The 26,704-nt window shown below is 70.8% G+C and carries 29 protein-coding genes; 20 read left to right on the forward strand and 9 right to left on the reverse strand.

What is annotated here, in order from left to right:
* Positions 1 to 11: 11 nt before the first annotated feature.
* The 5 genes from OG711_RS22905 to OG711_RS22925 all read left to right on the forward strand — a co-directional run bounded on the left by OG711_RS22905 (position 12) and on the right by OG711_RS22925 (position 5,325).
* Positions 12 to 734, forward strand: a complete 723-nt coding sequence (locus OG711_RS22905; RefSeq protein WP_073793098.1) for a cytochrome c biogenesis CcdA family protein — start codon at positions 12 to 14, stop codon at positions 732 to 734.
* A gap of 4 nt (positions 735 to 738) precedes the next feature.
* Positions 739 to 2,538 (forward strand): cytochrome c biogenesis protein ResB, encoded by a 1,800-nt coding sequence (resB, locus tag OG711_RS22910; RefSeq protein WP_329560231.1) that lies wholly within the window; start codon positions 739 to 741, stop codon positions 2,536 to 2,538.
* Positions 2,535 to 3,611: a c-type cytochrome biogenesis protein CcsB gene (ccsB, locus tag OG711_RS22915; RefSeq protein WP_073793004.1), complete on the forward strand. Its 1,077-nt coding sequence runs from the start codon at positions 2,535 to 2,537 to the stop codon at positions 3,609 to 3,611. The genes resB and ccsB overlap by 4 nt, the downstream gene beginning before the upstream one ends.
* A 95-nt stretch (positions 3,612 to 3,706) precedes the next feature.
* The gene (locus tag OG711_RS22920) at positions 3,707 to 4,363 is read left to right on the forward strand and encodes an RNA polymerase sigma factor (RefSeq protein ID WP_329563972.1); all 657 of its coding nucleotides are present in this window, start codon (positions 3,707 to 3,709) and stop codon (positions 4,361 to 4,363) included.
* Positions 4,360 to 5,325 (forward strand): CU044_5270 family protein, encoded by a 966-nt coding sequence (locus tag OG711_RS22925; protein WP_329560232.1) that lies wholly within the window; start codon positions 4,360 to 4,362, stop codon positions 5,323 to 5,325. The genes OG711_RS22920 and OG711_RS22925 overlap by 4 nt, the downstream gene beginning before the upstream one ends.
* Positions 5,326 to 5,516: 191 nt before the next feature.
* Here the strand turns inward: OG711_RS22925 and OG711_RS22930 are convergent, their stop codons facing one another.
* On the reverse strand, positions 5,517 to 5,879 hold the full coding sequence (locus OG711_RS22930) for a PLD nuclease N-terminal domain-containing protein (RefSeq protein ID WP_099279742.1): 363 nt from the start codon (positions 5,877 to 5,879) through the stop codon (positions 5,517 to 5,519).
* Between the two features lie 87 nt (positions 5,880 to 5,966).
* On the opposite strand from OG711_RS22930, the gene OG711_RS22935 reads away from it, so the two are divergent.
* Together OG711_RS22935 and mqnP are read left to right on the forward strand one after the other, a co-directional pair.
* Positions 5,967 to 7,418, forward strand: coding sequence for a menaquinone biosynthesis decarboxylase (locus tag OG711_RS22935; protein WP_073793000.1), 1,452 nt, complete (start codon positions 5,967 to 5,969; stop codon positions 7,416 to 7,418).
* Between the two features lie 40 nt (positions 7,419 to 7,458).
* Entirely contained in the window at positions 7,459 to 8,379 is a 921-nt protein-coding gene (gene mqnP, locus OG711_RS22940; protein WP_329560233.1) for a menaquinone biosynthesis prenyltransferase MqnP, read from the forward strand.
* A gap of 132 nt (positions 8,380 to 8,511) precedes the next feature.
* On the opposite strand, the gene OG711_RS22945 is transcribed toward mqnP, so the two are convergent.
* Together OG711_RS22945 and OG711_RS22950 are read right to left on the reverse strand one after the other, a co-directional pair.
* The gene (locus OG711_RS22945; protein WP_329560234.1) at positions 8,512 to 9,069 is read right to left on the reverse strand and encodes a class I SAM-dependent methyltransferase; all 558 of its coding nucleotides are present in this window, start codon (positions 9,067 to 9,069) and stop codon (positions 8,512 to 8,514) included.
* A gap of 11 nt (positions 9,070 to 9,080) precedes the next feature.
* Positions 9,081 to 9,539 carry a hypothetical protein gene (locus OG711_RS22950; protein ID WP_266516741.1) on the reverse strand — a complete coding sequence of 153 codons (459 nt, stop codon included), beginning with the start codon at positions 9,537 to 9,539 and terminating at the stop codon, positions 9,081 to 9,083.
* A 165-nt stretch (positions 9,540 to 9,704) separates the two neighbouring features.
* On the opposite strand from OG711_RS22950, the gene OG711_RS22955 reads away from it, so the two are divergent.
* From OG711_RS22955 to OG711_RS22975, 5 genes are all read left to right on the forward strand, one after another.
* Complete coding sequence (locus OG711_RS22955; protein ID WP_266516740.1) at positions 9,705 to 11,093, forward strand: helix-turn-helix domain-containing protein; 1,389 nt, start codon at positions 9,705 to 9,707, stop codon at positions 11,091 to 11,093.
* On the forward strand, positions 11,090 to 11,968 hold the full coding sequence (locus tag OG711_RS22960; protein WP_266516738.1) for a phosphotransferase enzyme family protein: 879 nt from the start codon (positions 11,090 to 11,092) through the stop codon (positions 11,966 to 11,968). Before OG711_RS22955 ends, OG711_RS22960 begins: the two co-directional genes overlap by 4 nt.
* Positions 11,969 to 12,004: 36 nt before the next feature.
* Entirely contained in the window at positions 12,005 to 12,388 is a 384-nt protein-coding gene (locus tag OG711_RS22965) for an ASCH domain-containing protein (RefSeq protein ID WP_329560235.1), read from the forward strand.
* Between the two features lie 152 nt (positions 12,389 to 12,540).
* The gene (locus OG711_RS22970; RefSeq protein ID WP_329560236.1) at positions 12,541 to 12,855 is read left to right on the forward strand and encodes a 4a-hydroxytetrahydrobiopterin dehydratase; all 315 of its coding nucleotides are present in this window, start codon (positions 12,541 to 12,543) and stop codon (positions 12,853 to 12,855) included.
* Between the two features lie 64 nt (positions 12,856 to 12,919).
* On the forward strand, positions 12,920 to 13,549 hold the full coding sequence (locus OG711_RS22975) for a class I SAM-dependent methyltransferase (RefSeq protein ID WP_329560237.1): 630 nt from the start codon (positions 12,920 to 12,922) through the stop codon (positions 13,547 to 13,549).
* Positions 13,550 to 13,803: 254 nt separating this feature from the next.
* On the opposite strand, the gene OG711_RS22980 is transcribed toward OG711_RS22975, so the two are convergent.
* The gene (locus tag OG711_RS22980) at positions 13,804 to 14,628 is read right to left on the reverse strand and encodes an SDR family NAD(P)-dependent oxidoreductase (RefSeq protein ID WP_329560238.1); all 825 of its coding nucleotides are present in this window, start codon (positions 14,626 to 14,628) and stop codon (positions 13,804 to 13,806) included.
* Between the two features lie 86 nt (positions 14,629 to 14,714).
* Here OG711_RS22980 and OG711_RS22985 point away from each other — a divergent pair, with 86 nt between their 5' ends.
* A complete protein-coding gene (locus OG711_RS22985; RefSeq protein WP_329560239.1) occupies positions 14,715 to 15,275 on the forward strand; it encodes a TetR/AcrR family transcriptional regulator in 561 nt (186 codons plus the stop codon).
* A 39-nt stretch (positions 15,276 to 15,314) separates the two neighbouring features.
* Here the strand turns inward: OG711_RS22985 and OG711_RS22990 are convergent, their stop codons facing one another.
* The 5 genes from OG711_RS22990 to OG711_RS23010 all read right to left on the reverse strand — a co-directional run bounded on the left by OG711_RS22990 (position 15,315) and on the right by OG711_RS23010 (position 18,732).
* Positions 15,315 to 16,496: a methyltransferase domain-containing protein gene (locus OG711_RS22990; protein WP_329560240.1), complete on the reverse strand. Its 1,182-nt coding sequence runs from the start codon at positions 16,494 to 16,496 to the stop codon at positions 15,315 to 15,317.
* Positions 16,493 to 16,630: a hypothetical protein gene (locus tag OG711_RS22995; protein ID WP_266516722.1), complete on the reverse strand. Its 138-nt coding sequence runs from the start codon at positions 16,628 to 16,630 to the stop codon at positions 16,493 to 16,495. Before OG711_RS22995 ends, OG711_RS22990 begins: the two co-directional genes overlap by 4 nt.
* 260 nt (positions 16,631 to 16,890) lie before the next feature.
* Positions 16,891 to 17,112, reverse strand: coding sequence for a DUF397 domain-containing protein (locus OG711_RS23000; protein WP_073792988.1), 222 nt, complete (start codon positions 17,110 to 17,112; stop codon positions 16,891 to 16,893).
* Positions 17,099 to 17,971 carry a helix-turn-helix domain-containing protein gene (locus OG711_RS23005; protein ID WP_073792987.1) on the reverse strand — a complete coding sequence of 291 codons (873 nt, stop codon included), beginning with the start codon at positions 17,969 to 17,971 and terminating at the stop codon, positions 17,099 to 17,101. The genes OG711_RS23000 and OG711_RS23005 overlap by 14 nt, the downstream gene beginning before the upstream one ends.
* A 167-nt stretch (positions 17,972 to 18,138) precedes the next feature.
* Complete coding sequence (locus OG711_RS23010; protein ID WP_073793097.1) at positions 18,139 to 18,732, reverse strand: rhomboid family intramembrane serine protease; 594 nt, start codon at positions 18,730 to 18,732, stop codon at positions 18,139 to 18,141.
* Between the two features lie 270 nt (positions 18,733 to 19,002).
* Here OG711_RS23010 and OG711_RS23015 point away from each other — a divergent pair, with 270 nt between their 5' ends.
* The 7 genes from OG711_RS23015 to OG711_RS23045 all read left to right on the forward strand — a co-directional run bounded on the left by OG711_RS23015 (position 19,003) and on the right by OG711_RS23045 (position 26,605).
* Positions 19,003 to 19,986, forward strand: a complete 984-nt coding sequence (locus tag OG711_RS23015; protein WP_329560241.1) for a Dyp-type peroxidase — start codon at positions 19,003 to 19,005, stop codon at positions 19,984 to 19,986.
* Between the two features lie 98 nt (positions 19,987 to 20,084).
* Positions 20,085 to 20,765, forward strand: coding sequence for a UbiX family flavin prenyltransferase (locus OG711_RS23020; RefSeq protein ID WP_073792985.1), 681 nt, complete (start codon positions 20,085 to 20,087; stop codon positions 20,763 to 20,765).
* Between the two features lie 189 nt (positions 20,766 to 20,954).
* Positions 20,955 to 21,410 (forward strand): Lrp/AsnC family transcriptional regulator, encoded by a 456-nt coding sequence (locus tag OG711_RS23025; protein WP_073792984.1) that lies wholly within the window; start codon positions 20,955 to 20,957, stop codon positions 21,408 to 21,410.
* 64 nt (positions 21,411 to 21,474) lie between these two features.
* Positions 21,475 to 22,638, forward strand: coding sequence for an aminofutalosine synthase MqnE (mqnE, locus tag OG711_RS23030; RefSeq protein ID WP_073792983.1), 1,164 nt, complete (start codon positions 21,475 to 21,477; stop codon positions 22,636 to 22,638).
* A 111-nt stretch (positions 22,639 to 22,749) separates the two neighbouring features.
* The gene (locus OG711_RS23035; RefSeq protein WP_073792982.1) at positions 22,750 to 23,058 is read left to right on the forward strand and encodes a DUF4229 domain-containing protein; all 309 of its coding nucleotides are present in this window, start codon (positions 22,750 to 22,752) and stop codon (positions 23,056 to 23,058) included.
* 1,098 nt (positions 23,059 to 24,156) lie between these two features.
* Positions 24,157 to 25,521: a dicarboxylate/amino acid:cation symporter gene (locus OG711_RS23040; RefSeq protein ID WP_073792980.1), complete on the forward strand. Its 1,365-nt coding sequence runs from the start codon at positions 24,157 to 24,159 to the stop codon at positions 25,519 to 25,521.
* 457 nt (positions 25,522 to 25,978) lie between these two features.
* Positions 25,979 to 26,605 (forward strand): TetR/AcrR family transcriptional regulator, encoded by a 627-nt coding sequence (locus OG711_RS23045; RefSeq protein WP_073792979.1) that lies wholly within the window; start codon positions 25,979 to 25,981, stop codon positions 26,603 to 26,605.
* The last annotated feature ends 99 nt before the right edge of the window (positions 26,606 to 26,704 follow it).

The following is a 26,704-nucleotide window of genomic DNA, read 5'->3' on the forward strand; positions in this document are numbered from 1 at the left end:
ACCGGACGATCATGAGCGGCGCCCTGCTGCTCGCGCTGCCGATCGCGCTGCTCGCCGGACTCGTCTCCTTCTTCTCCCCGTGCGTGCTGCCGCTCGTCCCGGGCTATCTCAGCTATGTCACCGGGGTCGGCGGTGTGGACCTCGCGGAGGCGCGGCGCGGCCGGATGGCGACCGGGGCCGCGCTGTTCGTGCTCGGCTTCACCGTGGTGTTCGTCTCCGGCGGCGCGCTGTTCGGATACTTCGGGGGACAGCTCCAGGAGCACCAGGAGGTGATCACCCGTGTCCTCGGCGGGCTGATGGTCGCGATGGGCCTGTTCTTCATGGGCCTGATGCCCTGGCTCACCCAGCGGGAGTTCCGCTTCCACAAGAAGCCCGCCGCCGGACTCGCGGGCGCACCACTGCTCGGCGCCCTCTTCGGCGTCGGCTGGGTGCCGTGCATGGGCCCGACCCTCTCCGCGGTGAACACCCTGGCCATCAGTGAGGGCACCGCGGGCCGCGGGGCCATACTGACGGTCGCGTACTGCCTCGGTCTCGGACTGCCGTTCATCTTCGCGGCGGTTGCCTTCCGTAAGGCGCTCGGCGTCTTCGCCTGGGTCAAGCAGCACTACGTCTGGGTGATGCGGATCGGCGGCGGCATGATGATCGTGACCGGGCTGCTGATGCTGACCGGGGTCTGGACCACGATCGTCCAGGACATGCAGGGCTGGTCCACCGGCTTCACCGTAGGGATCTGAGCAGATGAGCGACACCAAGGCCAAGGCCGACCGGGGCGACACCGGGGGGAACACCTCCGCGCGCCCCGCCGACGACCTCGGCGCCGCGGGGGCGCAGCTCTCCACCGCCCCCCGCGAGGAGGCCCCGAACCTTCCCGCCATGGGGGTGATCGGCTGGGCGCGCTGGTTCTGGCGCCAGCTGACCTCGATGCGGGTCGCGCTGCTGCTGCTCCTGCTGCTGTCGCTGGCGGCGATCCCCGGATCGCTGATCCCGCAGCGCGGCACCGACGACTTCCGGATCGAGGACCTCCGCGAGAACAGTCCGACGCTGGCGTCCTTCTACGACGCGGCCGGACTCTTCAACGTCTACAGCTCGGTGTGGTTCTCCGCGATCTACATCCTGCTGTTCGTCTCGCTGATCGGCTGCATCGTCCCGCGCACCTGGCAGTTCGTCGGCCAGCTCCGCAGCCGTCCGCCGGCCGCTCCCAAGCGGCTCACCCGGCTCCCCGCGTACACGACGTGGCGCACCGACGCGAAGCCGGAGGAGGTGCGCGCGGCGGCGCTCGCCCTGCTGAAGAAGGGGCGGTTCCGGGCGCACACCGTCGGGGACGCCGTCGCCGCCGAGAAGGGCTATCTCCGGGAGGCCGGCAACCTCGCCTTCCATATCGCGCTGATCGTGATGCTGGTCGCGTTCGGCGCCGGACAGCTGCTGCGCTACGAGGGCAACAAGCTGATCCTGCCGGGCGGCGGCTTCGCGAACACGCTCACGCAGTACGACGACTTCAAGTCCGGGAACCTCTTCACCGCCGACGACCTGAACGCCTTCAGCTTCCGGTTCGACAAGTTCGTGGGCACCTACGAGCGCACCGGGCCGACCCGGGGCACCCCGCGTACGTTCAAGGCGGACGTCGTCTACAGCGAGGGCGCCGACGGGCCGGAGAAGAAGAAGACCATCAAGGTCAACGAGCCGCTGAACATCGACGGCACCAAGGTCTACCTGGTCAGCCATGGCTACGCGCCCGTGATCACGGTCCGCGACCCCAAGGGCAAGGTGATCTTCAAGGAGCCGGTGCCGCTGCTGCCGCTCGACGCCAACGTCACCTCGTCCGGCGCGGTCAAGGTCATGGACGGCTACCGCAACACGAAGGGCGAGAAGGAACAGCTCGGCTTCAACGCGTTCTTCGTGCCGTCCTTCGCGGGCGAGGGCCAGGGCCAGATGCTGTCCAACTTCCCGGCGCTCGACTACCCGGTCCTCGCGCTGTCCGCGTACCACGGCTCGCTCGGGGTCGACGCGGGTGTGCCGCAGAACGTCTACCAGCTCGACAAGCGCAAGCTGAAGGAGTTCAAGGACAAGGACGGCGAACTCTTCAAGGAGATGCTGCGGCCGGGCGAGACCATGAAGCTGCCCGGCGGCGCCGGTTCGGTCACCTACGAGAAGGAGACCCAGGAGTGGGCCGGGTTCCAGATCACCCGTGAGCCCGGCAGCGGCTGGGCGCTCATCGGCGCGGGCGCCGCGATCGTCGGGCTCGCCGCCTCGCTGTTCATCCAGCGCCGCCGGGTCTGGGTGCGGGCGGTCACCGGCCGCGACGGGGTGACGGTCGTGGAGATGGCCGGCCTCGGCCGCAGCGAGTCCGCGAAGGTCCCCGAGGAACTGTCCGAACTCGCCGGAGCCCTGTACGACCAGGCCCCGACGACCGACGCCGACCGCGCCGACGCCGACGCCGACGCCGAGGCGACCGCCGCCGAACCGGACCCGGCCCCCACCAGCACGCCCCCGAACACGACCACGACCCCAGCCGTTCCTGCCGAAGGGGCAGAGAAGTGACTCTCGCCGCAGCGACCAACGAAAACCTCGCGAACATCAGCAACACGCTGATCTACTCCGCGATGGCCGTCTACACGCTGGCCTTCTTCGCCTACATCGCCGAGTGGACGTTCGGCAGCCGCAGCAAGGTGGGCCGTACCGCCGCCTCGCTCACCGCCGGGACGAAGTCCGCCGCGCCCGCCGTCACCGTGAAGTCCGCGGGCGGCACCACGGTGCTGGACCGGCCCCAGGTCGTCACCCGGGCCGCCACCGGGACCCGTGACGTCCCCGACGGGCCCGGCGCGGCCGGCGGGACCCTGAAGGGCGATCTGTACGGCCGGATCGCCATCTCGCTGAGCGTCCTCGCGTTCGCCGTGCAGGCGGCCGGGGTCCTCGCCCGCGGCCTGTCGGTGCAGCGGGTGCCGTGGGGCAACATGTACGAGTTCAACATCACGTTCTCCACGGTCGCGACGGGTGTGTACCTCGGCCTGCTCGCGCTGCGCAAGAACGTCCGCTGGATCGGTCTGCCGCTGACCACCATGGTCCTGCTCGACCTCGGTGTCGCGGTCACCGTGCTCTACACCGAGAGCGCGCAGCTCGTCCCCGCGCTCCACTCGTACTGGCTGGTCATCCATGTCTCCACCGCGATCTTCTGCGGCGCGGTGTTCTACGTGGGCGCGATGTCGACGACGCTCTACCTCTTCCGGGACTCGTACGAGAGCAAGGTCGCCCGGGGTGACACCCCCGGCCGGTTCGCCGCCTCGGTGATGGAGCGGCTGCCGTCCGCCGCGACCCTGGACAAGTTCACGTACCGGATCAACGCGGCCGTCTTCCCGCTGTGGACGTTCACGATCGTCGCGGGCGCCATCTGGGCCGGTGACGCGTGGGGCCGCTACTGGGGCTGGGACCCCAAGGAGACCTGGTCGTTCATCACCTGGGTCGCCTACGCGTGCTACCTGCACGCCCGTGCCACGGCCGGGTGGAAGGGCCGCAAGGCCGCGTATCTGGCGCTGCTGGCCTTCGCCTGCTGGCTGTTCAACTACTACGGCGTCAACATCTTCGTGACGGGCAAGCACTCGTACGCGGGCGTCTGACCGCCCGGCCCCGCGACGAAGGGGGCCGTCCACGTGATCCGGATCACGTGGACGGCCCCCTTCGTCATGGGAACCCGGACCAGGGCCCCGGACAGATGGGGGACGTGGACACCAATACGCGGCGGATCAGGGCCCGCGTGCGCGAAGGGGACGCCGAGACCTTCGGCGCGCTCTTCGACACGTACGCCCGGTCCGTCTACAACCATGGGTTCAGGCTGACGGGGGACTGGTCGTCGGCCGAGGACATCGTGTCGCTGACCTTTCTGGAGGCCTGGCGGCTGCGGGGCAAGGTCGACGAGGACGGCGGCTCGCTGCGGCCCTGGCTGCTGGGCATCGCCACCAACGTCACCCGCAACACCCGGCGGGCCGCCCGAAGACATACGGCGGCCGTCGCCAGGCTGCCCCGCCCCGAGGCCGTCCCCGACTTCGCCGACGAGCTCGCCGACCGGATCGGGGACGCGCGGCAGCTCGCGCTGGTGCGCACCGCGCTGGCGAAGCTGCGGCGCCCGGAGCGTGAGGTGCTGGCGCTGTGCGTGTGGTCGGGCCTCGACTACGTGTCCGCGGCGGCGGCTCTCGGGGTGCCGGTGGGCACCGTACGGTCCCGGCTGTCCCGGGCCCGCAAGAAGCTGGCGGCGGCGGTCGGACAGGCCCGCGAAGAGATTCCGGAACACCGGGAACCCGCGCACCGGTACGGACAGATGAGAGGTGGCCGCGCGATCGCGGCCGGGCCCACCCAGGAGGGGAAACGATGAGCACACTTCCCGAGAAGGACCTTCCGCCGGGCCGTCACCGACTCCTCAAGGAGCACCTGATGACCGAGTTCCGGCAGGAAACCCAGACGGACGCGCGCCCGGCGCGCCGGGTGTGGCCGCGGCCCGCCCTGGTCGCCGTCGCCGCCGCGGCTGTCGCCGCCGGGGTCCTCGTGGCCCTGCCGTCCGACGGCACCGGCTCCCGTGACACCGCCGCCGCACCCGGCGGCACCGGAGCCCCCGGCAAGGCGGCCGGGTACGGCTCGGACGACGCGGCACGGCTCCTGGAGGACATCGCGCTGGCGGCCTCGAAGCGGGACGCCCCGGCCCGTATCCGGGACGACCAGTTCGTCTACGTCAAGAGCAGGATCGGCTACATGTCGTTCGCCGAGAACACGAAGCCGGAGCTGGAGCGGATCCACGACCGGGAGGTCTGGGCGTCCGTCGACGGCACCCGCGAGGGCCTGCTGGACGAGGACAACCGGAACGGACGGATCAAGCTGGACGCGCCCCAGCCCGGTGACGCGAGCAACACCGACTACCGCAGTCTTCAGAAGCTGCCGACCGACCCCGCCAAGATGCACAAGTGGCTGTACGACAACGGCCAAGGGGACAAGACACCCGAGGACGAGCGGGCGTTCAACCTCTTCGGGGATCTGGTCGGGGAGTCGCTGGTACCCAAGAAGCAGGCCGTCGCGCTGTACCGGGCCGCCGCGAGGATCAAGGCGGTCGAGGTGGTCGACGGCGTGAAGGACGCGGCCGGACGGACCGGGGTCGCCCTGGTGCGGGAGAACGAGGACGGCTACCAGGAGCAGCTGGTCTTCGACCCGAGGACCAAGGAGTACCTCGGTGAGCGGGTGGTCGCCGTGCGCGACACCGGGGACGGGCTGAAGAAGGGCCAGCTGCTGGGCACCTCCGCGATCCTCGACCGCGAGATCGTGGACAAGGCGGGCCGCCGCCCCTGATCCGCCACTGACCGGGGCCCGGCGTCCGTCACCCGTACGTGACGAGCCGCACACCACGTACCGGCGGGCCGCACATCACGTACCGACCAGCCGCGCGCCACGTACCGGCGGGCCGCGCGTGTCACAGCTCACGCCGGGACGCGGGACGCCCGGGGCGGACGGGACCCGTGGGGCTGGTTACGGCTTACGGCTTACGGCTTACGGCCCTGCGGGTCCTCGTCCGGGTCGGTGCGGTCCTCCGGCTCGGGGTCCTGCTCCGACTTGCGCCGGGTCTCCTCGCCGAGGGACTTCAGGAACTCGGGGTTGTCGTCGGGGGCCACCCACTGGGCCCGGCCCCGGCCGCCACCCCGGCCACCGACGGCCGGGGCCTTCCTGACCTTGCCCGCGACGAGCCACGCGACCGGCCCGATCAGCACCTGCCCGAACAGCAGCACGATGATCACCCACACGACCTTGGGGAGGTGCTTGACCTCCTCCTCGGGGGTGTTCAGGCAGTCGATGAAGGCGTAGATCCACAGCGCCAGGATCAGCAGGAACGGCAGATACCTGAGCATGGTGCGTAATCCCCCAGCGGGTGGTGGCGGGCCGTGGCGCGGCCCCGGTGACGGGGCCAGGGTAACCGGTACCGGATACTGGACGGCATGGCTTACGACGATCTTCGCTCCCTGCTCCGGTCGCTCGAACGCGAAGGTGATCTCAAGAGAATCAAGGCCGAGGTCGATCCCTACCTGGAGGTCGGCGAGATCGTCGACCGGGTCCAGAAGGCGAAGGGCCCCGCGCTCCTCTTCGAGAACGTCAAGGGCTCCTCGATGCCCCTGGCCATGAATGTGTTCGGCACGGACCGCAGGCTGCTGAAGGCCCTGGGCCTGAAGTCGTACACGGAGATCACCGAGAAGATCGGCGGGCTGCTCAAGCCCGAGCTGCCGAACGGTTTCGTCGGGGTCCGTGAGGCGTTCGGCAAGCTCGGCGCGATGTCGCACGTCCCGCCGAAGAAGGTCAAGGACGGACCCGTGCACGAGGTCGTGCTGCGCGGCGACGACGTCGACCTCGACACCCTGCCCGCGTTGTTCACCTGGCCGAAGGACGGCGGTTCGTTCTTCAACCTGGGGCTGACCCACACCAAGGACCCCGAGACCGGGGTGCGCAACCTCGGCCTCTACCGGCTCCAGCGCCATGACAAGCGCACCATCGGGATGCACTGGCAGATCCACAAGGACAGCCGCAACCACTACCAGGTCGCCGCCCGGCGCGGCGAGCGGCTGCCGGTGGCGATCGCCTTCGGCTGCCCCCCGGCCGTGACGTACGCGTCCAGCGCGCCGCTGCCCGGTGACATCGACGAATACCTGCTCGCCGGTTTCCTCCAGGGCAAGCGCGTCGAGATGGTCGACTGCAAGACGGTGCCGCTCCAGGTGCCCGCGCAGGCGGAGGTCGTGCTGGAGGGCTGGCTGGAGCCCGGCCGGACGCTCCCGGAGGGCCCGTTCGGCGACCACACGGGCTTCTACACGCCGCAGGAGGACTTCCCGGCGCTCACCATCGACTGTGTGACGACGCGCAAGCGCCCGCTGCTCCAGTCGATCGTCGTGGGCCGCCCGCCGACCGAGGACGGTCCGCTGGGCCGTGCGACGGAACGCTTCTTCCTGCCGCTGCTGAAGATCGTCGTCCCCGACATCGTGGACTACCACCTGCCCGAGGCCGGGGTCTTCCACAACTGCGCGATCGTCGCGATCGACAAGAAGTACCCCAAGCACGCGCAGAAGGTCATGCACGCGATCTGGGGCGCCCACATGATGTCGCTGACCAAGCTGATCGTGATCGTGGACGCCGACTGCGACGTCCACGACCTGGAGCAGGTCGCCTGGCGGGCCCTCGGCAATGTCGACTACTCCCGGGACATCAGCCTGGTGGAGGGTCCCGTCGACCATCTCGACCACGCCTCGTACCAGAAGTTCTGGGGCGGCAAGCTGGGCCTGGACGCCACCCGCAAGCTCCCCGAGGAGGGGTACACGCGGGACGGCGGCTGGCCGGAGATGGTGAGCTCCGACCCGGCGACGGCGGCCACGGTCGACCGCCGCTGGAAGGAGTACGGACTGTGAGCCCCGTACGGGCGCGGCGCGGTACGGCGGGGGAACGCTGATGCCGGCCACCGAGAGCGTCGTCGGCGGGCCGGGTCCGGCCCGCCCGGCGAGCCGGACCCGGTCGTTCCTGCGGCTGGTGATGATCGAGCACTCGGTCTTCGCGCTGCCGTTCGCGTACATCGCCACGCTGACCGCGATGTTCCAGGACGGCGGCGGCGTCCGGTGGGGCACCCTGCTGCTCGTCACCGTCGCGATGGTGGGCCTGCGGACCTTCGCGATGGCGTGCAACCGGATCATCGACCGGGAGATCGACGCCCGTAACCCGCGCACCGCGAACCGCGAGATCGTGACCGGCGCGGTGAGCGTGCGTTCCGCGTGGACCGGCGCGGCCGTGGCCCTCGCCGTCTTCCTGGGCGCGGCGGCCCTGCTCAACCCGCTGTGCCTGATGCTCGCGCCCGCCGCGGTCGTCCCGATGGTGGTCTACCCGTACGGGAAGCGGTTCACGAACTTCCCGCACGCGATCCTGGCGTTCGCGCAGGCGATGGGCCCGGTCGGCGCGTGGCTCGCGGTCACCGGGACCTGGTCCGGGGACGCGGTGATCCTCGGTCTCGCGGTCGGGATCTGGATCGGCGGCTTCGACCTGATCTTCGCCTGCCAGGACGTCCAGGCGGACCGGGCGCACGGCGTGCTGTCCTTCCCGGCCCGCTACGGCATCCCGGCGGCCCTGTACGGGGCGCGGGTGTGCCACGCGGTGACGATGGCCCTGCTCGTCTGGTACGCGGTGGCCACCGACGCGGGGGTCCTCCTGTGGCTGGGCCTGCTGATCGTCGCCGTCGCGTTCGTGTACGAGCACCGGGTGGTCCGCCCGCACGACCTGTCCCGGCTGAACCGGGCGTTCTTCACGGTGAACGGCTTCATCGGCATCGCGTTGTTCGTCTGCGCGCTGGCGGACCTGGCGCTACGGGGCCTGTCGGTCTGACCTGGGACGGGCGTCGTCCGGGCGGCCGGGGGGTGTGTGGTGCCGGGGCGGTCCGGTGTCCGGCGGTCCGACCTCGGGCGCCTGGGGCCCGGCGGTCCGACCTCGGGCTGTCCGTGTCGGCCGGGGCCGGGGTCAGCCAGGGCGGCGCAGGACGAGGACCGTGGTCCCCGCGCACCGGGAGAAGGTGTGCGGCCAGCGGTTCAGAGTGCGGATGCCGCTGAGGCGCCCTTCGGTGAGCCGCCCCCGGAACCGGGGGTCGGCCGTACCGGCGGCCGGGTTCTCCCGGATGTGGACGGCGCCTCCCGGGCGGACGAACCGGGCCGCGTCACCCAGCACCCGGAACACCTGGAGCAGATGCAGGGAGTCCCGGAACGTGACGACGTCCACACTCCCGGGCGCGAGGGAACGCGGCACCGGCCCCGTGTCGATGTCCCAGTGGACGTACCGGTCGGAGCTCCCGTCCCGGCGGGCGGTACGCAACGCGCCCGGCGCGAAGTCGTAGCCCGTCACCCGCGCGCCCCTGGCCGCGAGCGCCCGCGTCCACTCCCCGGTCCCGCACCCGAGATCCGCCACGACGGCGCCCGGCCGCATCCCGGTCAGCTCCAGGAAGCCGTCCGTCTCCTCCTCGGTCACCGGATACGGGGTGTGTTCGCTGTGCCACTCGTCCCACTCCCGCGCGGACGGGGGCATCCGACGGCCGTTCACGGGCGGTACGGCGTGGTGTCCGCCGCCGTCTCCGGCACCAGCAGCACCAGGAACCCGGTCCCCTCGCACACCGCGCGGATCTCGTCCTCGTACACCTGGTCGTCCGGGTCGAGGTGCCCCCGGTCGACGGTCAGCACACCGTGGACGAACCCGGTCGCCACCCCCAGCCGGACGGCCTCCCAGGCGGGCGCTGACCCCGACGGGAAGAACCCGTCCACCTCCTGGTACTCCGCACCCACCTCCCACCCGCGCCGCTCCGCGTACCCCCGCAACCGGGCGAACACCGCGTCGGCCTCCCCTTCCCGCCCCGCCTCGCCGCGCACATACAGGGCCACCCGTCGCTCGGGCAGCTCATGGGAGTCCCCGTTGCAGAGGGTGCGCAGGGTTTGCAGACGCTGGGCGGGGGTGATCGGGAGTTTGGCGGGTCCGCTGGGGCTGAAGGTAGACACAATCATGTTGCCGGTATGACCGGTTACTCGATCCTGGGGCATGACGCCATCAGATCGTCAGGACGAACGTCGGCCCAGGGGAATCGAAAGGGGGAAAGACCTGTCAAGGGGGAAACGGCGGGGGAACGGGTGTACATGATGGGCCCACGCGCGTGGACAGGGGGCTCATTCATGCAAGAGGCCGCGACCTTCGGGGAGTTGCTGCTCCGGCTTCGCACCAGGGCGGGGCGCACTCAGGAGAAACAGGCCGAGGTGATCAACGCGGTTTCTGGTCGGGACACCATGTCCCGGCGGGAGATCAGCCGGTACGAGAACAACGAGAACATCCCGACGAACCACACGGTCGCGCACATCGCGATCACCTTCGGTCTGTCGCCGGAGCAGCTTCAGAAGCATGCCTCCGCCGCACGTGCCCAGCGCAGGAACGGGGGAGACGGAGCGGGGCCGGGCCAGCGCGAGAACGAGGACGCGGGAAGGGCCGCCCTCGGTCACACTGTCCCACTCGCCGGACTTCCGGGTTCTGGTGGTGTCTCACCGTGTGAACTGCATGGAGCGGTGACGGCCGCAGCCAGGGACTCACTCCGGTTCGCTGAGTTCATCACGCCCAGCAACGTCGACACCGACACCCTCTCGTACCTGTCCGACGCCCTCGCCGACATTGCCGCGCAATACGTCCACGCACCTGTTCGGCCTTTGTTCGTCTCTCTTGTGGCCGTACGGGACGAAGTGTTCGGCCTATTGAAAGGGCGGCAGAAGCCGCAGGAGTCGAGGAGTCTCTACTTCCTCGCTGGTACCTGCTGTCTGCTGCTGGCCCACGCTTCTCAGAACCTTGGTGACCAGCGGTCTGCCTTGGCGCAGATCCGTACGGCTGGTGCCTGCGCGCAGCAGGCCGACCACCAAGGGCTCCGCGCTTGGATCGGAGGCACGGCGGCCTTGATCGCGGAGTGGTCTCCCCGCCACCACCGAGCCTTGGAGTACGTGGAAGAGGCTGCCGAACTCGCTTCCGCCGGCCAATCCAGAATCCGGGTCATCGCCATCGAGGCCCGGACGGCCGCTCGCAGCGGTGATCACCAGCGCGCCACGGCTGCACTCGCCCGTCTACAGGACGCCCAGGAGGAAACTCCTGGGGATGATGGATTAGGTGAGTTCGGCGGAATCCTCACCTTCCCCGCTGCGAAGCAGGACTACTACGTCGGAGCGACGTATGCCCTGCTCGGCAACCACGCCGAGGCTGAGCGCTACGCCACCCGTGCCATCGCCACGTACAGCAACGGTCCCCGTGAGGAGCGTTCATACGGTGACGAGGCCCTGGCCGTTGTCGATGTCATCACCGCCCGGCTCGCCTTGGGAGACATCGAGACCGCCGGGACGCTCTTGCATCGTGTGCTCTCACTCCACCCGGAACAGCGCATCCAGCAGCTCGGCAACGCGCTGGGTCGCGTCACGGAGGCGCTCCACCAACCGAGGTTGCGGTCGAATCGCGCGGCGCGGGAACTGACCGAGCTGACCAGAGACTTCCGTCTTCTCGATGGAAGTGCCGCGCTAACGTCGATCCAGTGACCACCACTCCTACTGCCTCCGAGAGCGCGGTCCGTGATGCCTGCTCCCAGCTCGGCCTCTCGGCGCGGGACATCACCGTGATACGCAGCCACGCCACCCCCGTCTTCCTCCTCCCCGGCGCGGACGCCGTGGCCCGGGTCAAGCCCCTTGCCGAGGAGGCCGACTCGGCTCGTGGAATCGCCCTGCTCCGCTGGCTCACCGACCAGGGCTTCCCCGCCGTCGAACCCCTCGATGTACCCCAGCCCGTGCAATGCGGGCCGTACGTCGTCACGCTGTGGGTGCGCTACTCCCAGCACCGGACCGGGGCGCCACCGCCGAGCGCCCTGGGCACGCTCCTGCGTCAGTTGCACGAGCTGCCCGTCCCGCCCGTGGAGCTGTCCCCGTACCAGCCCCTCGCTTCGCTTCACGACGCGGTGACGTCCAGCAGTACGCTCAGCCCGGACGACCGGCGCTGGCTGGAGAGCGCCGTCGAGGAGAGCCGGAGCGACTACCGGGCCCTCCGCTCGCCCCTCGGCCAGGGGTTCGTCCACGGCGACGCCTACCCCGGCAACACCCTCTGGGACGGGGACACCGTACGGCTGGCCGACTGGGACGAAGCCGCCTTCGGCCCCAGGGAGCTGGACCTGGCGAACACCTTCCAGGGCGCCAGATTCGGCCGCACCCGTCAGGAGATCGAGGAGTTCGTCCGTCACTACGGGCACGACCCCTCCCACTGGCCGGGGCTCCGCACCCTGATCACCATGAGGGATCTGCACACGCTGGCGTCGTTCATCCGCCGTGCCGACGGGGGCGACCCCTCAGCGACGGCACAGCTCAGCCACCGGCTGACCACCCTGAGAACGGGCCGCGCACAGGCCCGATGGGACGTGTACTGAGCAAAGGCGCTGGGACACAGAAAGGTGAAGCAGACCATGGACGACGCGACCCGGCCCCGGGCACACCAACTCATCATCCGAAAGCCCTGTTTCGACCTCATCGTGAGCGGCACCAAAACCGTCGAGATCCGGGTCGGCTACCCCAAGATCCGCAGGATGCGGGTCGGTGACACCCTCCGGATGATCTCCGGCGACGACTCCCTCACCACCCGCGTCGCACGCATCCATATCCACGACTCGATCAGCGCGCTGCTGGACGCCGAATCACCCACGGCGATCGGGGGCGGGACCATGAGCCCCGAAGAACTCGGTGACGTGATCCGCGCCATCTACCCACCCGACAAAGAAGCCCTAGGTGTCTTCGCGCTCCATCTGACGACCGGGGCCGACCCGCTGCCAGCTGATCCCCGCGAAGGCTGACGCGGGCTTCCCGAACCCAGGTCCGTGAACTGTCCGCACGCAAGATTCGAAAGCGCGGCTTCAGATCCAGGTCCCCTACCGCCGTGGACGACCCGATGCAGACACTGGGACTGCGACCGATCACCGTCTGATCCGACCGAAAGGAACCCCACATGTCCGCGTCTCCCCTGAGCAGTTCCGAACTCGACCAGGCGCTCGGTGCCCTGCCCGGCTGGACCGCCGGGGACAGCGGCCTCACCGCCGCCTTCACGTCCGACCGGAGCGCCCTGCCCGCCCTGTACGCGGCCGTCGCCGCGGCCGAGGACGAGGCCGACCACCACGCCGACATCCGCATCCTCTACGGCACGGTCACGTTCACGCTCAACACGCATGACGCGGGGGGCGCGATCACCGCGCGGGACACGGCTCTCGCGTCCCGTATCACCGCGCTCGCCGCCGAACACGGCGCACGGTCGGCCGAGCGCTAGGGCGGTCTGAGGCACCCCGGTCCGGAAAAAAACCGATCGTCGGACCTGTTGTAGGGTCCTGCCCGTGGCGAATCATCAGGACGGGACCGGGGCGGCCTACGACGGAGTCGTCGAGCTGTACGCATCACTGTTCGCGAACAGGCTGGAGACACAGCCGTTCACCCGGGCCATGATCGACACCTTCGCCGAACTGGTGCGCGCGACAGGCAACCCGCGGGCCGCGGACGTCGGGTGCGGGCCCGGACATCTGACCGCCATGCTGAACGAACTGGGCCTGGACGCCTTCGGGCTCGACCTCTCCTCCGGCATGGTCGACCACGCCCGGCGGGCCCATCCGGCGCTGCGTTTCCAGGAGGGGCGGATGGAGTCCCTGCCGATCGAGGACGGCGCGCTCGGTGGCGTACTGGCCCACTACTCGATGATCCATACCCCGCCGGTGGAACTCCCGGCGCTGCTCGCCGAGCAGGTACGCGTCCTGGCACCGGGCGGCCTGCTCCTCGTCTCCTTCTTCGGAACCGACGGACCGGAACCGGTCCGCTTCGACCACAAGGTGACGCCCGCCTACAGCTGGCCGGCGGACCGTCTCGCCCAACTGCTGACCGACGCCGGGCTCGTGCCCTTCGCCCAGCTGCTCCACGACCCCGCCTCCGAACGGGGCTTCCTCGACGCCCACCTGCTGGCCCGCCGTTCGTAGGACCCTGTCCCGCGATGCCCGCCGGGTGGTCGGCGCGCCGCCGGGCCGTCGGCCCGGCGGGCACTCGCTCGTACTGCGGTGGGGGGAGTCCGGGGCGCCCGGGTGGCCACGCCCCGACACGGCGGTGGCACTTCGCACCGCGTTCGGGCCGGGTCCTGAACACTCGGGGCTCACATCTCCGCCGGGGCATCCGGTGAGTCTGGACGTAACGGAGGACCCGACGGACCGCCGAGGCCTGCCCAGGACAGCGGGGCTCACAGGGTTTCCGTGACCGCGGCGGCCAGCCGGGCGGCGTCCTTCGCGTCATGGGCGCCGACGGTGAGCGCGCGCGGGGTGGCGCCGCGGTAGGCGGCCCGTCCCGGCTTCGGGTCGTCGACGACGCGGATGACGGGTCGGACCGCGGCTTCCGGGTCCTGGCCCAGCAGCTTGCCGAGAACGGCGGCGGTGATCCTCATGCCCCGGCCGACCTCACCGGCGAAGCTGGTGCGCACCAGACGGGCCGGCCCCCAGGTGAGGTAGGCGAGGTCCGGGTTGTCGTCGGTGGCGAGGATGCCGAGGAGTTCGTTGGCGCGGCGCTGCTGGGCGTTGGAGCGTTTCAAGGTGAACCCATGTGTCATCTCCAGGTCCGCGAAGTCCACGGCATCGGCCCGGGCGCCAGGGACGGCGGTGTTCACGATCACCGGCCGTCCGGACGCGCGCAGCAGCGGCGCGAGCCCGGTGACGAGCAGGTACTTGCTGAGGAAGAACAGCGCCCAGGACGCCTCATGTCCTTCGGCCGTGACCTGCCGGTGCCGCCGGATGAACGACGCGGCCAGCACCAGGGCGTCGACGCGCTGGTGGTGCGCCCGCAGGTGACCGATCACGCGGCGGGCGTCGGCGACCAGGGACAGGTCGGCCGCGATGAACTCGGCCCGCGCCGCCGCGGAGGGGTCCTCGCCGGTCACGGCCGCGACCAGCGCGTCGAACTTGGGGCGGCTCCGGCCGATGACGATGACGCGGTCGCCCGCGGTGAGGTAGTGGCGGGCCAGGGCCGCGCCCATGCCGTCGGTGCCGCCTGTGATCACGATCGTTCGCATCATGGCTGTGCCTCCTCATACCGGAACACCTGTTCCGTTTGAAGATAGCAGCAACCGGAACAGGTGTTCCGAATCGCTATAGTGGAGGGATGCCACAGGACCGCAAGCAGCGGCGGGACGCCGCCGCCAACAAGGAACGCATCCTGGCCGCGGCGGGCGAGGCGTTCCGCCGGTCCGGCATGGCCGTGGACATGCGGGCCGTGGCCGCCGCGGCCGGTGTCGGCGTCGGCACCCTCTACCGGCACTTCCCCACCCGGGAACACCTCGTACGGGCCGTGACCGGAACCGACCTCGCCGCGCTCGCGCACGCGGCCCTGCCCGCCGGCAAGTCCGCGACGGACGGCCTCCGCGCGTTCTTCACGGCCACGCTCGACGCCCTCGCCGCCAACCAGGCGATGATCGACGTACTGGCCGGCGGACCACCGTCGGACGCCGACCTTGAGCGATGCCTCGCCCACCTCACCAAGATCGGTCAGGACGCCGTCGACCGCTCCCGCACCGACCGGACCCTCGCCCCCGATGTGACTCCTGAGGACATCGCCTACCAACTCCTCGGACTCATCCGCATCGTGCAGCTGATGCCCGACGGCGGGCCGAGCTCGATCGACCACCAGGTGGAACTCGCACTCCGGGCACTCGCCGCGAACTGACCGCTCCGCGTCCCACGGCGTGGCCGGTGCGGCCGTCCCTCACACCGTCCGCGCCGGATCGTCCAGCCACGCCGTCCCGCCCTCGGGGGTCACCGTGATGCCGAAGCGTTCGGCGGACGGAGAACCGTGGCCGGTCCACCAGCGGTGGGCGCCGGTGAGTTCCTCCCACAGGTGGCGCGGGCCGCTCTGGTGCACGGTGCTCCGGGCGACGCCGTCGGTGAGCAGGGCCGCGGCCCATGAGCGGTCGGTCAGTCCGTAGAGCCAGACGCTCACCGTGTCGCCCCGGCGGTCGCGGAGCAGCAGGCAGTCGGGGACGAGGAGACCCGCGACCGTCATGAACGGATGCGACCACGGTTCCTCGAACCCGGCTTCCGACGCGGTCAGTCCGGTGGACGACGCGGTGGCGCCGCCCGGGAACCCGTCGGGCAGATACGCGCCCTGGTCGACCTGGACGCGCTGGGAGCGTGCCTTCATGAACTCGACCGGGGTGGTGAGGTGGCCGCACGCGGTGCGGCCGTCCTCGGCGACGACGAGGCGTACCAAGCGGTCGGCGGTGGTGAGGGACGAACCCCAGGGCATCACGATCAGCCCGCCGGGGACGGTCTGCTCCACCAGCGCGTAAGGGACTTGGCGCAGTCCCGCCGTGATCACGGTCCGGTCGTACGGGCCTTGGTCCGGGTGCCCAAGGAGGCCGTCGCCGGTGTGGACTGTGGGATGCCGTCCCGCGCGGTCGAGGGCGGCCCGGGCGCTCGCGGCCACCGTCGCGTCGACCTCCACCGTGACGACACGGTCCCCGCCGAGCCGGTGGGTGAGGAGGGCCGCGTTCCAGCCGGTGCCGGTACCGATCTCCAGGACCCGGTGGCCGTCGCGCACATCGAGGGCGGCCAGCATCTCCATGACGACGCTGGGCATGGACGACGACGAGGTCGGTACCCGTCCGGGGGCGGTCCCGGTGTGCCTGCCGTCGTCCCACTGGGTGGTGATGGGCACGTTGGTGGCCGCGGCGGCGTACCAGCGCGCGGGGTCGGCGTTCCGGTCGCACACGGCGCTCGTCCGGGACGCCATGTCGTACGGCCACATCACCTCGGGCAGGAACCCGGCCCGGGGGACCGCTTCGAAGGACGGCGCCCAGTCGGCGGTCAGGACGCCGCGTTCACGCAGTGCCCGGCCCAGCGCCGTCCAGTCGGAGCGGGCCCGCCGTTCCGTCTCGTCGCCGGTCACTTCTTGTGCTTGCCGTCGCCTTCCGGGGTGCTGCCGTCGGGGGACGGTGGGTCCTGCGGGGGCTGCCACGGCTGCCCGGGGTGCCCGTCGCCGTCGTCTTCGGGGCCGTCGCCGTCGTGTGCGTCGAGAAGCATGGCACTGTCCTCATCCGTGTTGATCCGGGCGGGTCCCGGTGCTTGGTGCCCGGCGCTCAGGGCCCGGGGGATTCACGTTACGGAAGCCGGTGCCGACGGGACAGGGCGCGCGGGAGCACTCCAGCGCGGCGTACCTCACGCCCCACGACACCGTGCCCGAATCGCGGAAGGCGCACCACCCCGGTCCGGGCACCCGCCACCGCCACGCTCACCCCGCCCCGGGCACCGACACCGCCCCAGGCTCACCCCCCACCACCCGGTCACCGGGTGGTGCCGAGGCGGCCGTCCCGCAGCGCCGTGACGAAGCCGGTCGTCGGCAGACGGCTCAGCAGCAGCGCGGGGCCGAAGGGGTTCTTGCTGTCGCGTATCGCCGTGGTGTCGGGGGCGAGGACCGCCAGTTCCACGCAGTTCGAGCCGCTGTCGGAGTACGACGACCTCCGCCAGCTCACAGCGAGCGCGGCGGCGTTCTCAGCATGGCTCATGGCCCTTCCTTATCTCGGCGATGAGCCCCACGGACGCCTCGACCGACTCGGCGGCGGACGTGAGCCGCTGCACGGCGTCCCGGTACATGGCCACCTTGTCCGGCTCCTCGATGTACAGGGCGGCCGTCAGGCTCTCCGCGTGGACCACGTCGAGATCGGCGTGCGTACCGAAGCCGAGGATGCTGAACGAGCCCATCTGGCCCGCGTGCAGGGGCGCGTCGGACCGCAGGATCTGGATGTTGACGTTCGCCCGGCGGCCCATCGCGAGCAGCTTGCCGAGCTGCTCGTACATCACGCCGTTGCCCGGGACGCCGGAGCGCAGGGCCTGTTCCGAGATGATCGCCCACAGGGCCAGCGGCTGATCGCGGGTGAGGACGGCCTGCCGGGCGAGGCGTACCTCGACCAGCGCGTCCACCCGGGCCTCGATCGCCTCGGTCATCGCGGTCGCGCGGATGATCTCGCGGGAGTACTCGGCGGTCTGGAGCAGCCCGGGGATCACCCCCAGATGCCAGGTCGAGACGGACTCCGCCTCCGCCTCCAGACTGATCAGGTCCTCGTAGACGGGGGACAGCACGCCCCGGTAGGAGTGCCACCAGCCGCGCTGGGTGTTGTCCTTCGTGAGGGTGACCATCGCGGCGCGCAACTCGTCGGTCACGTCCCGGCCGAGCGTCGCGTAGAGGTCGAGCAGGGCTTCCACGTCGGTGGCCTTCGCCGAGCTGCGGGCGGTCTCTATCCGCGACAGCTTCGAGGTGATGAACCCGCCTTTCGACCGCTCCGCCACCTCGTCGAGGGTGAGATCACCGCGCAGGGCACGCAACTTCGCTCCGAGCCTGCGCCGACGCACCGTGGGCGCACTCACAGGGCCCCCTTCCGTCCGGTCGATTGCCGGACAGTGTGCCGTGCCCCGTGATCCCCTGTCATCCGGCGTACCCCGGGCCGGGACGACCGCGGCGCGCGCCGTGCGGATGCTTCCGCGCGCTGCTGCGCCGGGGGTTGGCGGACGGTGATGGTTCGGAGCGTGACGGTTCAGACGGTGACGGCGGGGCGCGAGCGGCGGAAGACGAAGGCGGCGAGGACACCGCCGACGAGCCCGAACAGATGACCCTGCCAGCTGACGCCGGAGTCGGTGGGCAGCACGCCCCACAGCAGTGAGCCGTAGAACACGGCCACGACCACGCCGATCACGAGATCCCACGGTCTGCGGTCCACGAAGCCGCGCACCACGAGATAGCCGAAGAGCCCGAAGACGACACCGGAGGCGCCGAGCGTGACGGTGTTCTCCGGGGAGGTCAGCCAGACGCCCAGCCCGCTGGTCACGATGATCGTGAGGACCACGCCCGCGAAGACGCCGAGCCCGGCGAGGGCGGCGAGGAACCCGAGGATCAGCAGCGGCACGGTGTTCGACGCGAGATGGTCCCAGCCGCTGTGCAGGAACGCCGCCGGGACGACGTCCCACAGCTCGCCCGCCGCGCGCGGGGATATGCCGTGATCGTCCAGGGAGTGGCCGAGCGCGGTGTCGACCGCTTCCAGCAGCCACAGGAACGCGACCCATACGGCCATCAGTTTCACGGCGGACACGGTGCCGCGCGCGGAGCTGTTCCGTAGTGCGCCGAGTGCCATGACGGCCTCCCCGTGTTCGTCGTAGTTCGTCGTGGTCCGCACCCCGCCCGCCCACCGCAGGCTCCCCAGCCCCTCCAACGCGCGAGGACCCCCGGGTGTTCCGCCGACCTGCGCCGACCTCCGTCCGCGCCCGCCGACGGGACCCGCGCCGGGACGGCGACCCGGGGCACGCCCCGGGACCGGCCGGGCGGCCGGCGGGGAATCCGGGGGAGAGCGGGGGCGCCGGTGGGTACGGAATGTGCCACGTGCCGCTTCGCGAAGGGAACATCCGTGCCTGCATCGCAAGCAGTTCCACCCACGCAGTCCGTTCTGTCGCCCCTGACCGCGTCCGCCCTGTTCCTCGTCGTCACCGTCGACGACGGGGGCGAGGAAGCCGTACGGGAGTTGCTCGCCGACCTGGCCGGACTGGAGCGTTCGGTCGGCTTCGGGTACCCGGGCGGGGGCCTGAGCTGTGTCGCCGGGATCGGGTCCGCCGCCTGGGACCGGCTCTTCGACGGGCCGCGCCCCGCCGCGCTGCATCCGTTCACCGAGCTGGCGGGCCCCCGCCATCACGCCGTCGCCACCCCGGGCGACCTGCTGTTCCATCTGCGCGCCACCCGCCAGGACCTGTGCTTCGCGCTCACCGCGCTGATCATGGAGCGGCTGCGGGACGCGGTCACCGTCGTCGACGAGACGCCCGGCTTCTCCTACTACGACAACCGGGATCTGCTCGGTTTCGTGGACGGTTCGGAGAACCCGGTGGGCCTGGCCGCGGCCGACGCCGTCGTCGTCGGGGACGAGGACCCGGACTTCGCGGGCGGCGCGTACGTGATCACCCAGAAGTATCTGCACGACCTGGCCGCCTGGAACGCGCTGCCGGTGGAGACGCAGGAGCTGATCGTCGGGCGGCGCAAGTTCGACAACGTGGAGCTGGACCAGCCCGGTTCCCATGTCGACCTCAACACGATCACCGACCCGGACGGCACCGAGCGGGAGATCCTCCGCGACAACATGCCCTTCGGCCGCCCGGGGAGCGGGGAGTTCGGTACGTACTTCATCGGGTACGCGCGGACCCCGGAGGTCACCGAGCGGATGCTGCGGAACATGTTCCTCGGGTCCGGGCCCACCAGCCACGACCGCATCCTCGACTTCTCCACCCCGGTCACCGGGAGCCTGTTCTTCGCCCCGGCCGCGGGCTTCCTGGAGGACCCGCCGGGACCCCCGGCGAAGGGGGCGGGGGCGGATGCCCCGCCGGAGCGTTCCCCGGGCGGCTGAGCGTCCGCGCCCCGGCCGGTGGGAGCGGGTCCGGGGCCGCGCGCCCCGGGCCCGTACCGCGCACACGGCGTCGCCGGGCGCCGGATAGGCTCGAAGGTGTGGAGCAGCTTGAGAAGAACCGGCGCCGCCCGTGGATCGTGGGTGTCTCGGGCGCGTCGGGCACGCCGTACGCCGCGTCGCTGCTGCGGGCCCTGCTCGCGGCGGGCGAGAGCGTCGACCTCGTGGTGTCACGGGCCTCCCGGCTGACCCTGCTCGACGAGACGGGGATCGCGTTCCGGGACGCCCACTGGCGCACGGATCTCACCCAGTGGCTCGTGCGGGGCGCCGACGGCAAGCCGGACACGTACCCCCCGCCCGCGCTGGACGACGTACGGTACTGGGCCGCCGGTGATCTGGCCGCCGGGCCGTCCTCGGGGTCGTACCCGGCACAGGGGATGATCATCGTGCCGGCGTCCACCGCGTGTGTCGCGGGGGTCGCGCTCGGGCTGTCCAAGGATCTGCTCCAGCGGACGGCGAGCGTCACCCTCAAGGAGGGCCGCCCCCTGATCGTGGCGGTCCGGGAGACTCCGCTGAACGGCCAGACCCTGCGTCATCTGGTGACCCTGGACGACGCGGGCGCGGTGGTCCTGCCGGCGTCGCCCGCGTTCTACGCGGGCGCCACCCATATCCAGGACCTGGTGGACTTCGTCGCCGGCCGCGCCCTCGACGCGGCCGGGGTGCCGCACGGGCTGTACCGGCGCTGGGAGGGACAGCTCGGGGGAGGCACGCGCACCTCCTGAACCCCGGGCCCGCCGGACCGGCGCCGGGCGTACGCCGGGCGCGCCCCCCGATCCGCGCGCCCCGCCCCGGTGCCCCGTCCCGCCGCCTCACTTCGCCCAGCCAGTGGGATTCGCAGGGTGTCTGGCCCGCTTACCTTTGATGTTGGACATAAACTCGCGGCACTGCTGAACAATGAAAGGCTCGGATCTATGGACGCCGTGGACAGGCAGCTCATCCAGGCCCTGCGGGAGAACGGCAGGGCCTCGTACGCCGAACTCGGCCGGCTCGTCGGCCTCTCCGGCCCCAGTGTCACCGACCGGATCAACCGGCTGGAGGCCGCCGGGGTCATCACGGGGTACCGGGCGACCGTCGACTCCGCCTCGCTCGGTCTCGGGGTCACCGCCCTGATCGGTATCTCGCTGTCGGACGCCGCCGACCACGAGGACGTGGCCCAGCGGCTGCGGGACCTCGGCGAGATCGAGGACTGCTGGTTCATCGCGGGCGACGACTCGTTCATGCTCAAGGTCCGCGTCGGTGACGTCGACGGCCTGGAGAAGACCATCCGGCGGCTCTCGGGCACCAAGGGGGTGTCCCGGACCCGCACCACGATCGTGCTGTCCACCAAGTGGGAGAACCGGGTCGGGGACCTCCCCGAGGAGCTCTAGGCGTACGGTTGAGCGCGTCCGCGAGGAAGACGACCGAGGCACGGCAGGGAAGAGGCAGAGGCAAATGGACGTGGGCCTGAAGCGCGAGCTGGAGGCGAAGGTCTTCGCCGGGGAGCGGCTGAGCCGCGAGGACGGCATCGCGCTGTACGCCTCCGACGACCTGGCCTGGCTCGGCGGGCTGGCGCACGAGGTGCGCACCCGCAAGAACGGTGACGTGGTCCACTTCAACGTCAACCGGCACCTCAACATGACCAATGTGTGCACCGCGTCCTGCGCGTACTGCTCCTTCCAGCGCAAGCCGGGGGAGAAGGACGCGTACACGATGCGCATCGAGGAGGCCGTGAAGCTGGCCAAGGCGATGGAGGGCGAGAACCTCACCGAGCTGCACATCGTCAACGGCCTCCACCCGTCGCTGCCCTGGCGGTACTACCCGCGTTCGCTGCGCGCCCTCAAGGAGGCGCTGCCGAACGTCGGGCTGAAGGCGTTCACGGCCACCGAGATCCATCACTTCGAGACGATCTCCAAGCTGACCGCGAGCGAGATCCTGGACGAGCTGATCGACGCGGGCCTCGAATCGCTGACCGGCGGCGGCGCGGAGATCTTCGACTGGGAGGTCCGCCAGCACATCGTGGACCACCGCACCCACTGGGAGGACTGGTCCCGAATCCACCGGCTCGCCCATGAGAAGGGGCTGAAGACGCCCGCGACGATGCTCTACGGGCATATCGAGGAGCCGCGTCACCGGGTGGACCATGTGCTGCGGCTGCGGGAGCTCCAGGACGAGACCGGCGGCTTCCAGGTCTTCATCCCGCTGCGCTACCAGCACGACTTCGTGGACATGAAGGACGGCAAGATCCGCAACCGGCTCCAGGCGCGCACCTCCATGGCGACCGGCGCGGAGGCGCTGAAGACCTTCGCGGTGTCCCGGCTGCTGTTCGACAACGTGCCGCACGTGAAGGTCTTCTGGGTCATGCACGGCGTCCAGACCGCGCAGCTCGCCCTCCAGCACGGCGCCGACGACATGGACGGCTCGGTCGTCGAGTACAAGATCACGCACGACGCCGACAACTTCGGTACGCCGAGCAAGCTCACCCGTGACGATCTGCTGGAGCTGATCCGGGACGCCGGGTTCCGGCCGGTGGAGCGCAACACCCGGTACGAGATCATCCGCGAGTTCGACGGCCCCGAGGCGGACCGCCGGGAGTCCCCGCAGCCGATGCGGGTGTGAGTCCCGGGCCGGACAGAGCGGTGTTCCGGCGGCGCGCACCCGGCTGAGGGCGCGCGCGGCCGGAGTGCTTCACTGATATGCGGCCATTGTCGGAACGGAAGAGTGGGATACATGCTCCGCTACACACTGATGCGCCTCGGGATCTTCGCGGGCTGCTTCGCGGCGGTCTGGGGGCTCAGCTACGCGGGTCTGCTGCCGCAGGGGCTCGGCAGCTCCAACGGGCTGTGGCTGCTGCTGCTGGCCATGGTGCTGTCCGCGCCGATCAGCTTCGTGGTGCTGCGCAAGCAGCGGGACTCCGCGTCCGTGCAGATCGCGGCGCGGGTGGACCGGGCGAAGGCGGGGTTCGGACGCAGTGCGAGCCAGGAGGACCTGGCGGACGAGGCGGGGTCCGGCCCGGGCGGTGCCCGAGCCGGAGGGTGAGCCCTCCGGGGGCGGCCGTCCGAGTCCTACCGCCGCCCACCCCTGCGGGTCCCCTTCGCCCGCGCCCGTAGGTTTCCTGTACTGGACGTACCTGTCCCCGCACAGGCGGTTCGTGGGTGCGCAGTTCCCCGCGCCCCTGAGGTGCTGCCCCCTTGCGGTCGCTCTTCGGGTGCGTGCCGGCCCTCGTCTTTTGCGCAGTTCCCCGCGCCCCTTTGGGGCGCCCCTTGCTGTCGTCCGTTGTCTGCGGACCATCCTCCTCGTGCAGTCGCCCTGCTGCGGGAGGGGGTGGGCGGGAATCTCTGCTCGCAGACTCCGATGCTCTTCAGCCGGGTCACTGGACGTGTTACCGAGCGCGTCGGATCGAGGACGGAGAATCCCGACCGGCACCGACCCGAAGGACCGACAGGGTGCGCCCCAAAGGGGCGCGGGGAACTGCGCGAAAACGGCGAGCGACGGCACAGGAACGAAGTGCGTCCAGCCGGACGGACCTGGGAAGCGCAAGCGAAGGCGACCCGCGGGGAACTGCGCAGCCACCGAGCTACCCGCACAGGGAAATGCGCGTCCAGCCGGGCGGAGCTCGGGAGCGCGAGCGAAGGCGATCCGCGTGAGGTGGGTCTCAGTCCCGGCGGGGGATCGGGGCTCCGGGTGGTGAGCGGGGCGGGGGCGGCTTGAATCATGTGGTGTGTGTCCGGGGGGTGTTGGGGACCATCAGGGCATGACAACGAGAGCGGGGACCCCTCCATCGGGGTCAAAGCGGGTCTTTGAGGGCCTCAAAGTACAAGTGTTAACGTGCTCGGCATGAAGTCCGCAGCCGCGCGCCCCTCCGTCATGGGATCCGTGCCCATGACCGCCCTGAGCGTCCCGCTCGTGGCGCGCCTGCATGTCGACCTCTGCCGCTGTCTGTCGGCGGTCTGTCGCCGCCCCCCGCGCGCGGCCTGCCGTCGTTCCTGACCCCCGGACCGGACCACCGTCCCACCCGTCAGGACCCGCACCACGACGCGTCCCGCGCCCTTCCCCCGAAGGCTCCCGGGATCTCTCCGTACCGCCCCAGGGCCACGCCGCACCCTGATCCGTCCCGCACCCCCCGTTCACCCCCCTATGGAGTGTGTCCACGTGTCCGTCCCCGCCACGAACACACAGCCGAAGCCGGCCCGCCCGGCCACACGGCTGCTCAAGGTGCCCTTCTGGGCGCAGATACTTCTCGGTCTCGTCCTCGGTGTCGTCCTCGGCTGGGTCGCCCGCGAGTTCGACGTCTCGTGGCTGCTCACCACCCTGGAGAAGGTGGGCGGCATCTTCATCGGGCTGCTGAAGCTCGCCGTCGGCCCGCTGGTGTTCTTCGCCATCCTGGTGTCGATCACCAACCTCCGGAAGGTCAACAACGCCGCCCGGCTGGCCTCCCGCACACTCCTCTGGTTCATGATCACCTCGCTGATCGCGGTGGCGATCGGCCTGTTCATCGGCCTGGTGACCAACCCCGGCTCCGGCACCGGCCTCACCGCCGACGACGGTGGCAAGCCCAAGGTCACCGGCTCCTGGATCGACTTCCTGACCGGTATCGTCCCGACCGACGTGATCACGCCGTTCACCGACCTGAACGTCCTCCAGATCGTGTTCATGGCCGCCGTCGCCGGTATCGCCGCCCTCAAGCTCGGTGAGCGCGCGCAGCCGATCCTGAGCCTCAGCGAAGCCGTCCTCGAACTCCTTCAGAAGGCCCTGTGGTGGGTCATCCGGCTGGCCCCGGTCGGCACCGTCGGCCTCATCGGTGTCGCCATCGCCACCTACGGCTGGGACCTGATCGGCGACTACGCGGTCTTCACCGCCGACGTCTACATCGGCTGCCTCATCGTGCTGTTCGGTGTGTACCCGGCGCTGCTCGCGCTGGTCGCGAAGGTCAACCCGGTCCACTTCTTCAAGGGTGCCTGGCCCGCGATCCAGCTCGCGTTCGTCTCCCGCTCCTCCGTCGGCACCATGCCGCTCACCCAGCGCGTCACCGAGCGGCTCGGCGTCCCCAAGGAGTACGCGTCCTTCGCGGTGCCGTTCGGCGCCACGACCAAGATGGACGGCTGCGCCGCGATCTACCCGGCCATCGCCGCCATCTTCGTGGCCGAGATCTTCAAGGTCGACCTGACCATCGCGGACTACCTGCTCATCGCGTTCGTCTCGGTGGTCGGTTCCGCCGCGACGGCCGGTCTGACGGGCGCCACGGTCATGCTGACCCTCACCCTGTCCACCCTGGGCCTGCCCATGGAGGGCGTCGGTCTGCTCCTCGCCATCGACCCGATCGTCGACATGATCCGCACCGCCACGAACGTCGCGGGCCAGGCGCTCGTGCCGGTCCTGGTCTCGGCGCGCGAGAAGATCCTGGACCACGACGCGTACACCACGGCGTCCGCGTCCCCCATCGACGAGGACCTCTCCTCCGACGCCCCGGCCGACCGCACCCCGGCCCCGGCCGTCGCCTGACCCGCCCGGCCACCAGCCACTCACCACACGGGGCCCGCCATCCACGGCGGGCCCCGCGCGGTGTTTCCGGGGGCGATTTCCGGCCACCTGTACAGCCCGGGAACGATACGGACCAAGATCGTAGGCTTGGCTGCGCGAAGCCGGTGGGGAGAGGGCGGGCATGGAACGAGAAGGCGGACACAGCACCGGTACCCGTACGGGCCCGAGCCTCGGTACGGGCCCGAGCCTGGCTACGGGGCCGAGCCTCGGTACGGGGCCGAGCCTGGCTACGAGGCCGAGCCTCGGTACGGGGCCGGTGGGCCGGCCGGGCGTGGGCACCGGTGCCGGTGCCGGTGGGACCACAGGTACGGGTACGGGGGCCCGGGCTTCGGCGGCGCGTGCCGGTGAGGCCGGACCCGTCCGGGGCGGAGGCGCGCTGCCGTCGGGCCCGACCGCGCCGAACCGGCGGGGCAGACGGATGCCCCGGGCCGTCCGCGAGCGGCACATGCTCGACGCCGCCGTGCGGGTCTTCGGCCGCCAGGGGTACCGCGCCGCCGCGATGGACGACATAGCGGAGCTCGCCGGGGTCCCCCAGCCGCTCGTCCACCTCTATCTGCGCTCCAAGGAGGACCTTTTCGTCGCCTGCGTCCGCCGGGAGGCGGGTGCGCTGCTGGCCGCCGTGCGAGGCGGCGTACGAGCCGGTGATCCCGCGGAGCGGCAGCTGCGGGACGGGTTGCACGCCTTCTTCCAGCACACCGTCCGCCACCCGGAGGGCTGGGCCGTCCTCCACCTTCACGCCCGTGCCCAAGGGGAATCCTCCGCGGACCAGGTCGTGGCGCTGCGCACGGAGCTCGTCGGGCTCGTCACCCGGCTGATCGTCTCGGCGGCGCGGGACGCGGGGGGCGCCTCGGCGCTCGGACGGCGTGAGGCCGTGGGGCTCGCCCAGGCGCTGGTGGGTGCGGCGGAGTCGCTCGCGGTGTGGGCGGGCGGTGACCCGTCCGTCACGGCCCGCGAAGCGGTGTCCACCCTGATGGACCTCACCTGGCCGGGCCTCGCCCCCCACCTCTCCCCGATACCCCCTTCACCCCCACACCCCCACCCCTGACGGTCCGCCTTCGCTCGCGCTTCCGAGATTGCCTGTGCTGGGCGTACGTGTTCCCGTGCGGGTCGTTCTCGGGTGCACAGTTCCCCGCAGGTCGCCTTC

It is taken from the genome of Streptomyces uncialis, from assembly GCF_036250755.1.
Taxonomy (GTDB): Bacteria; Actinomycetota; Actinomycetes; order Streptomycetales; family Streptomycetaceae; genus Streptomyces; species Streptomyces uncialis.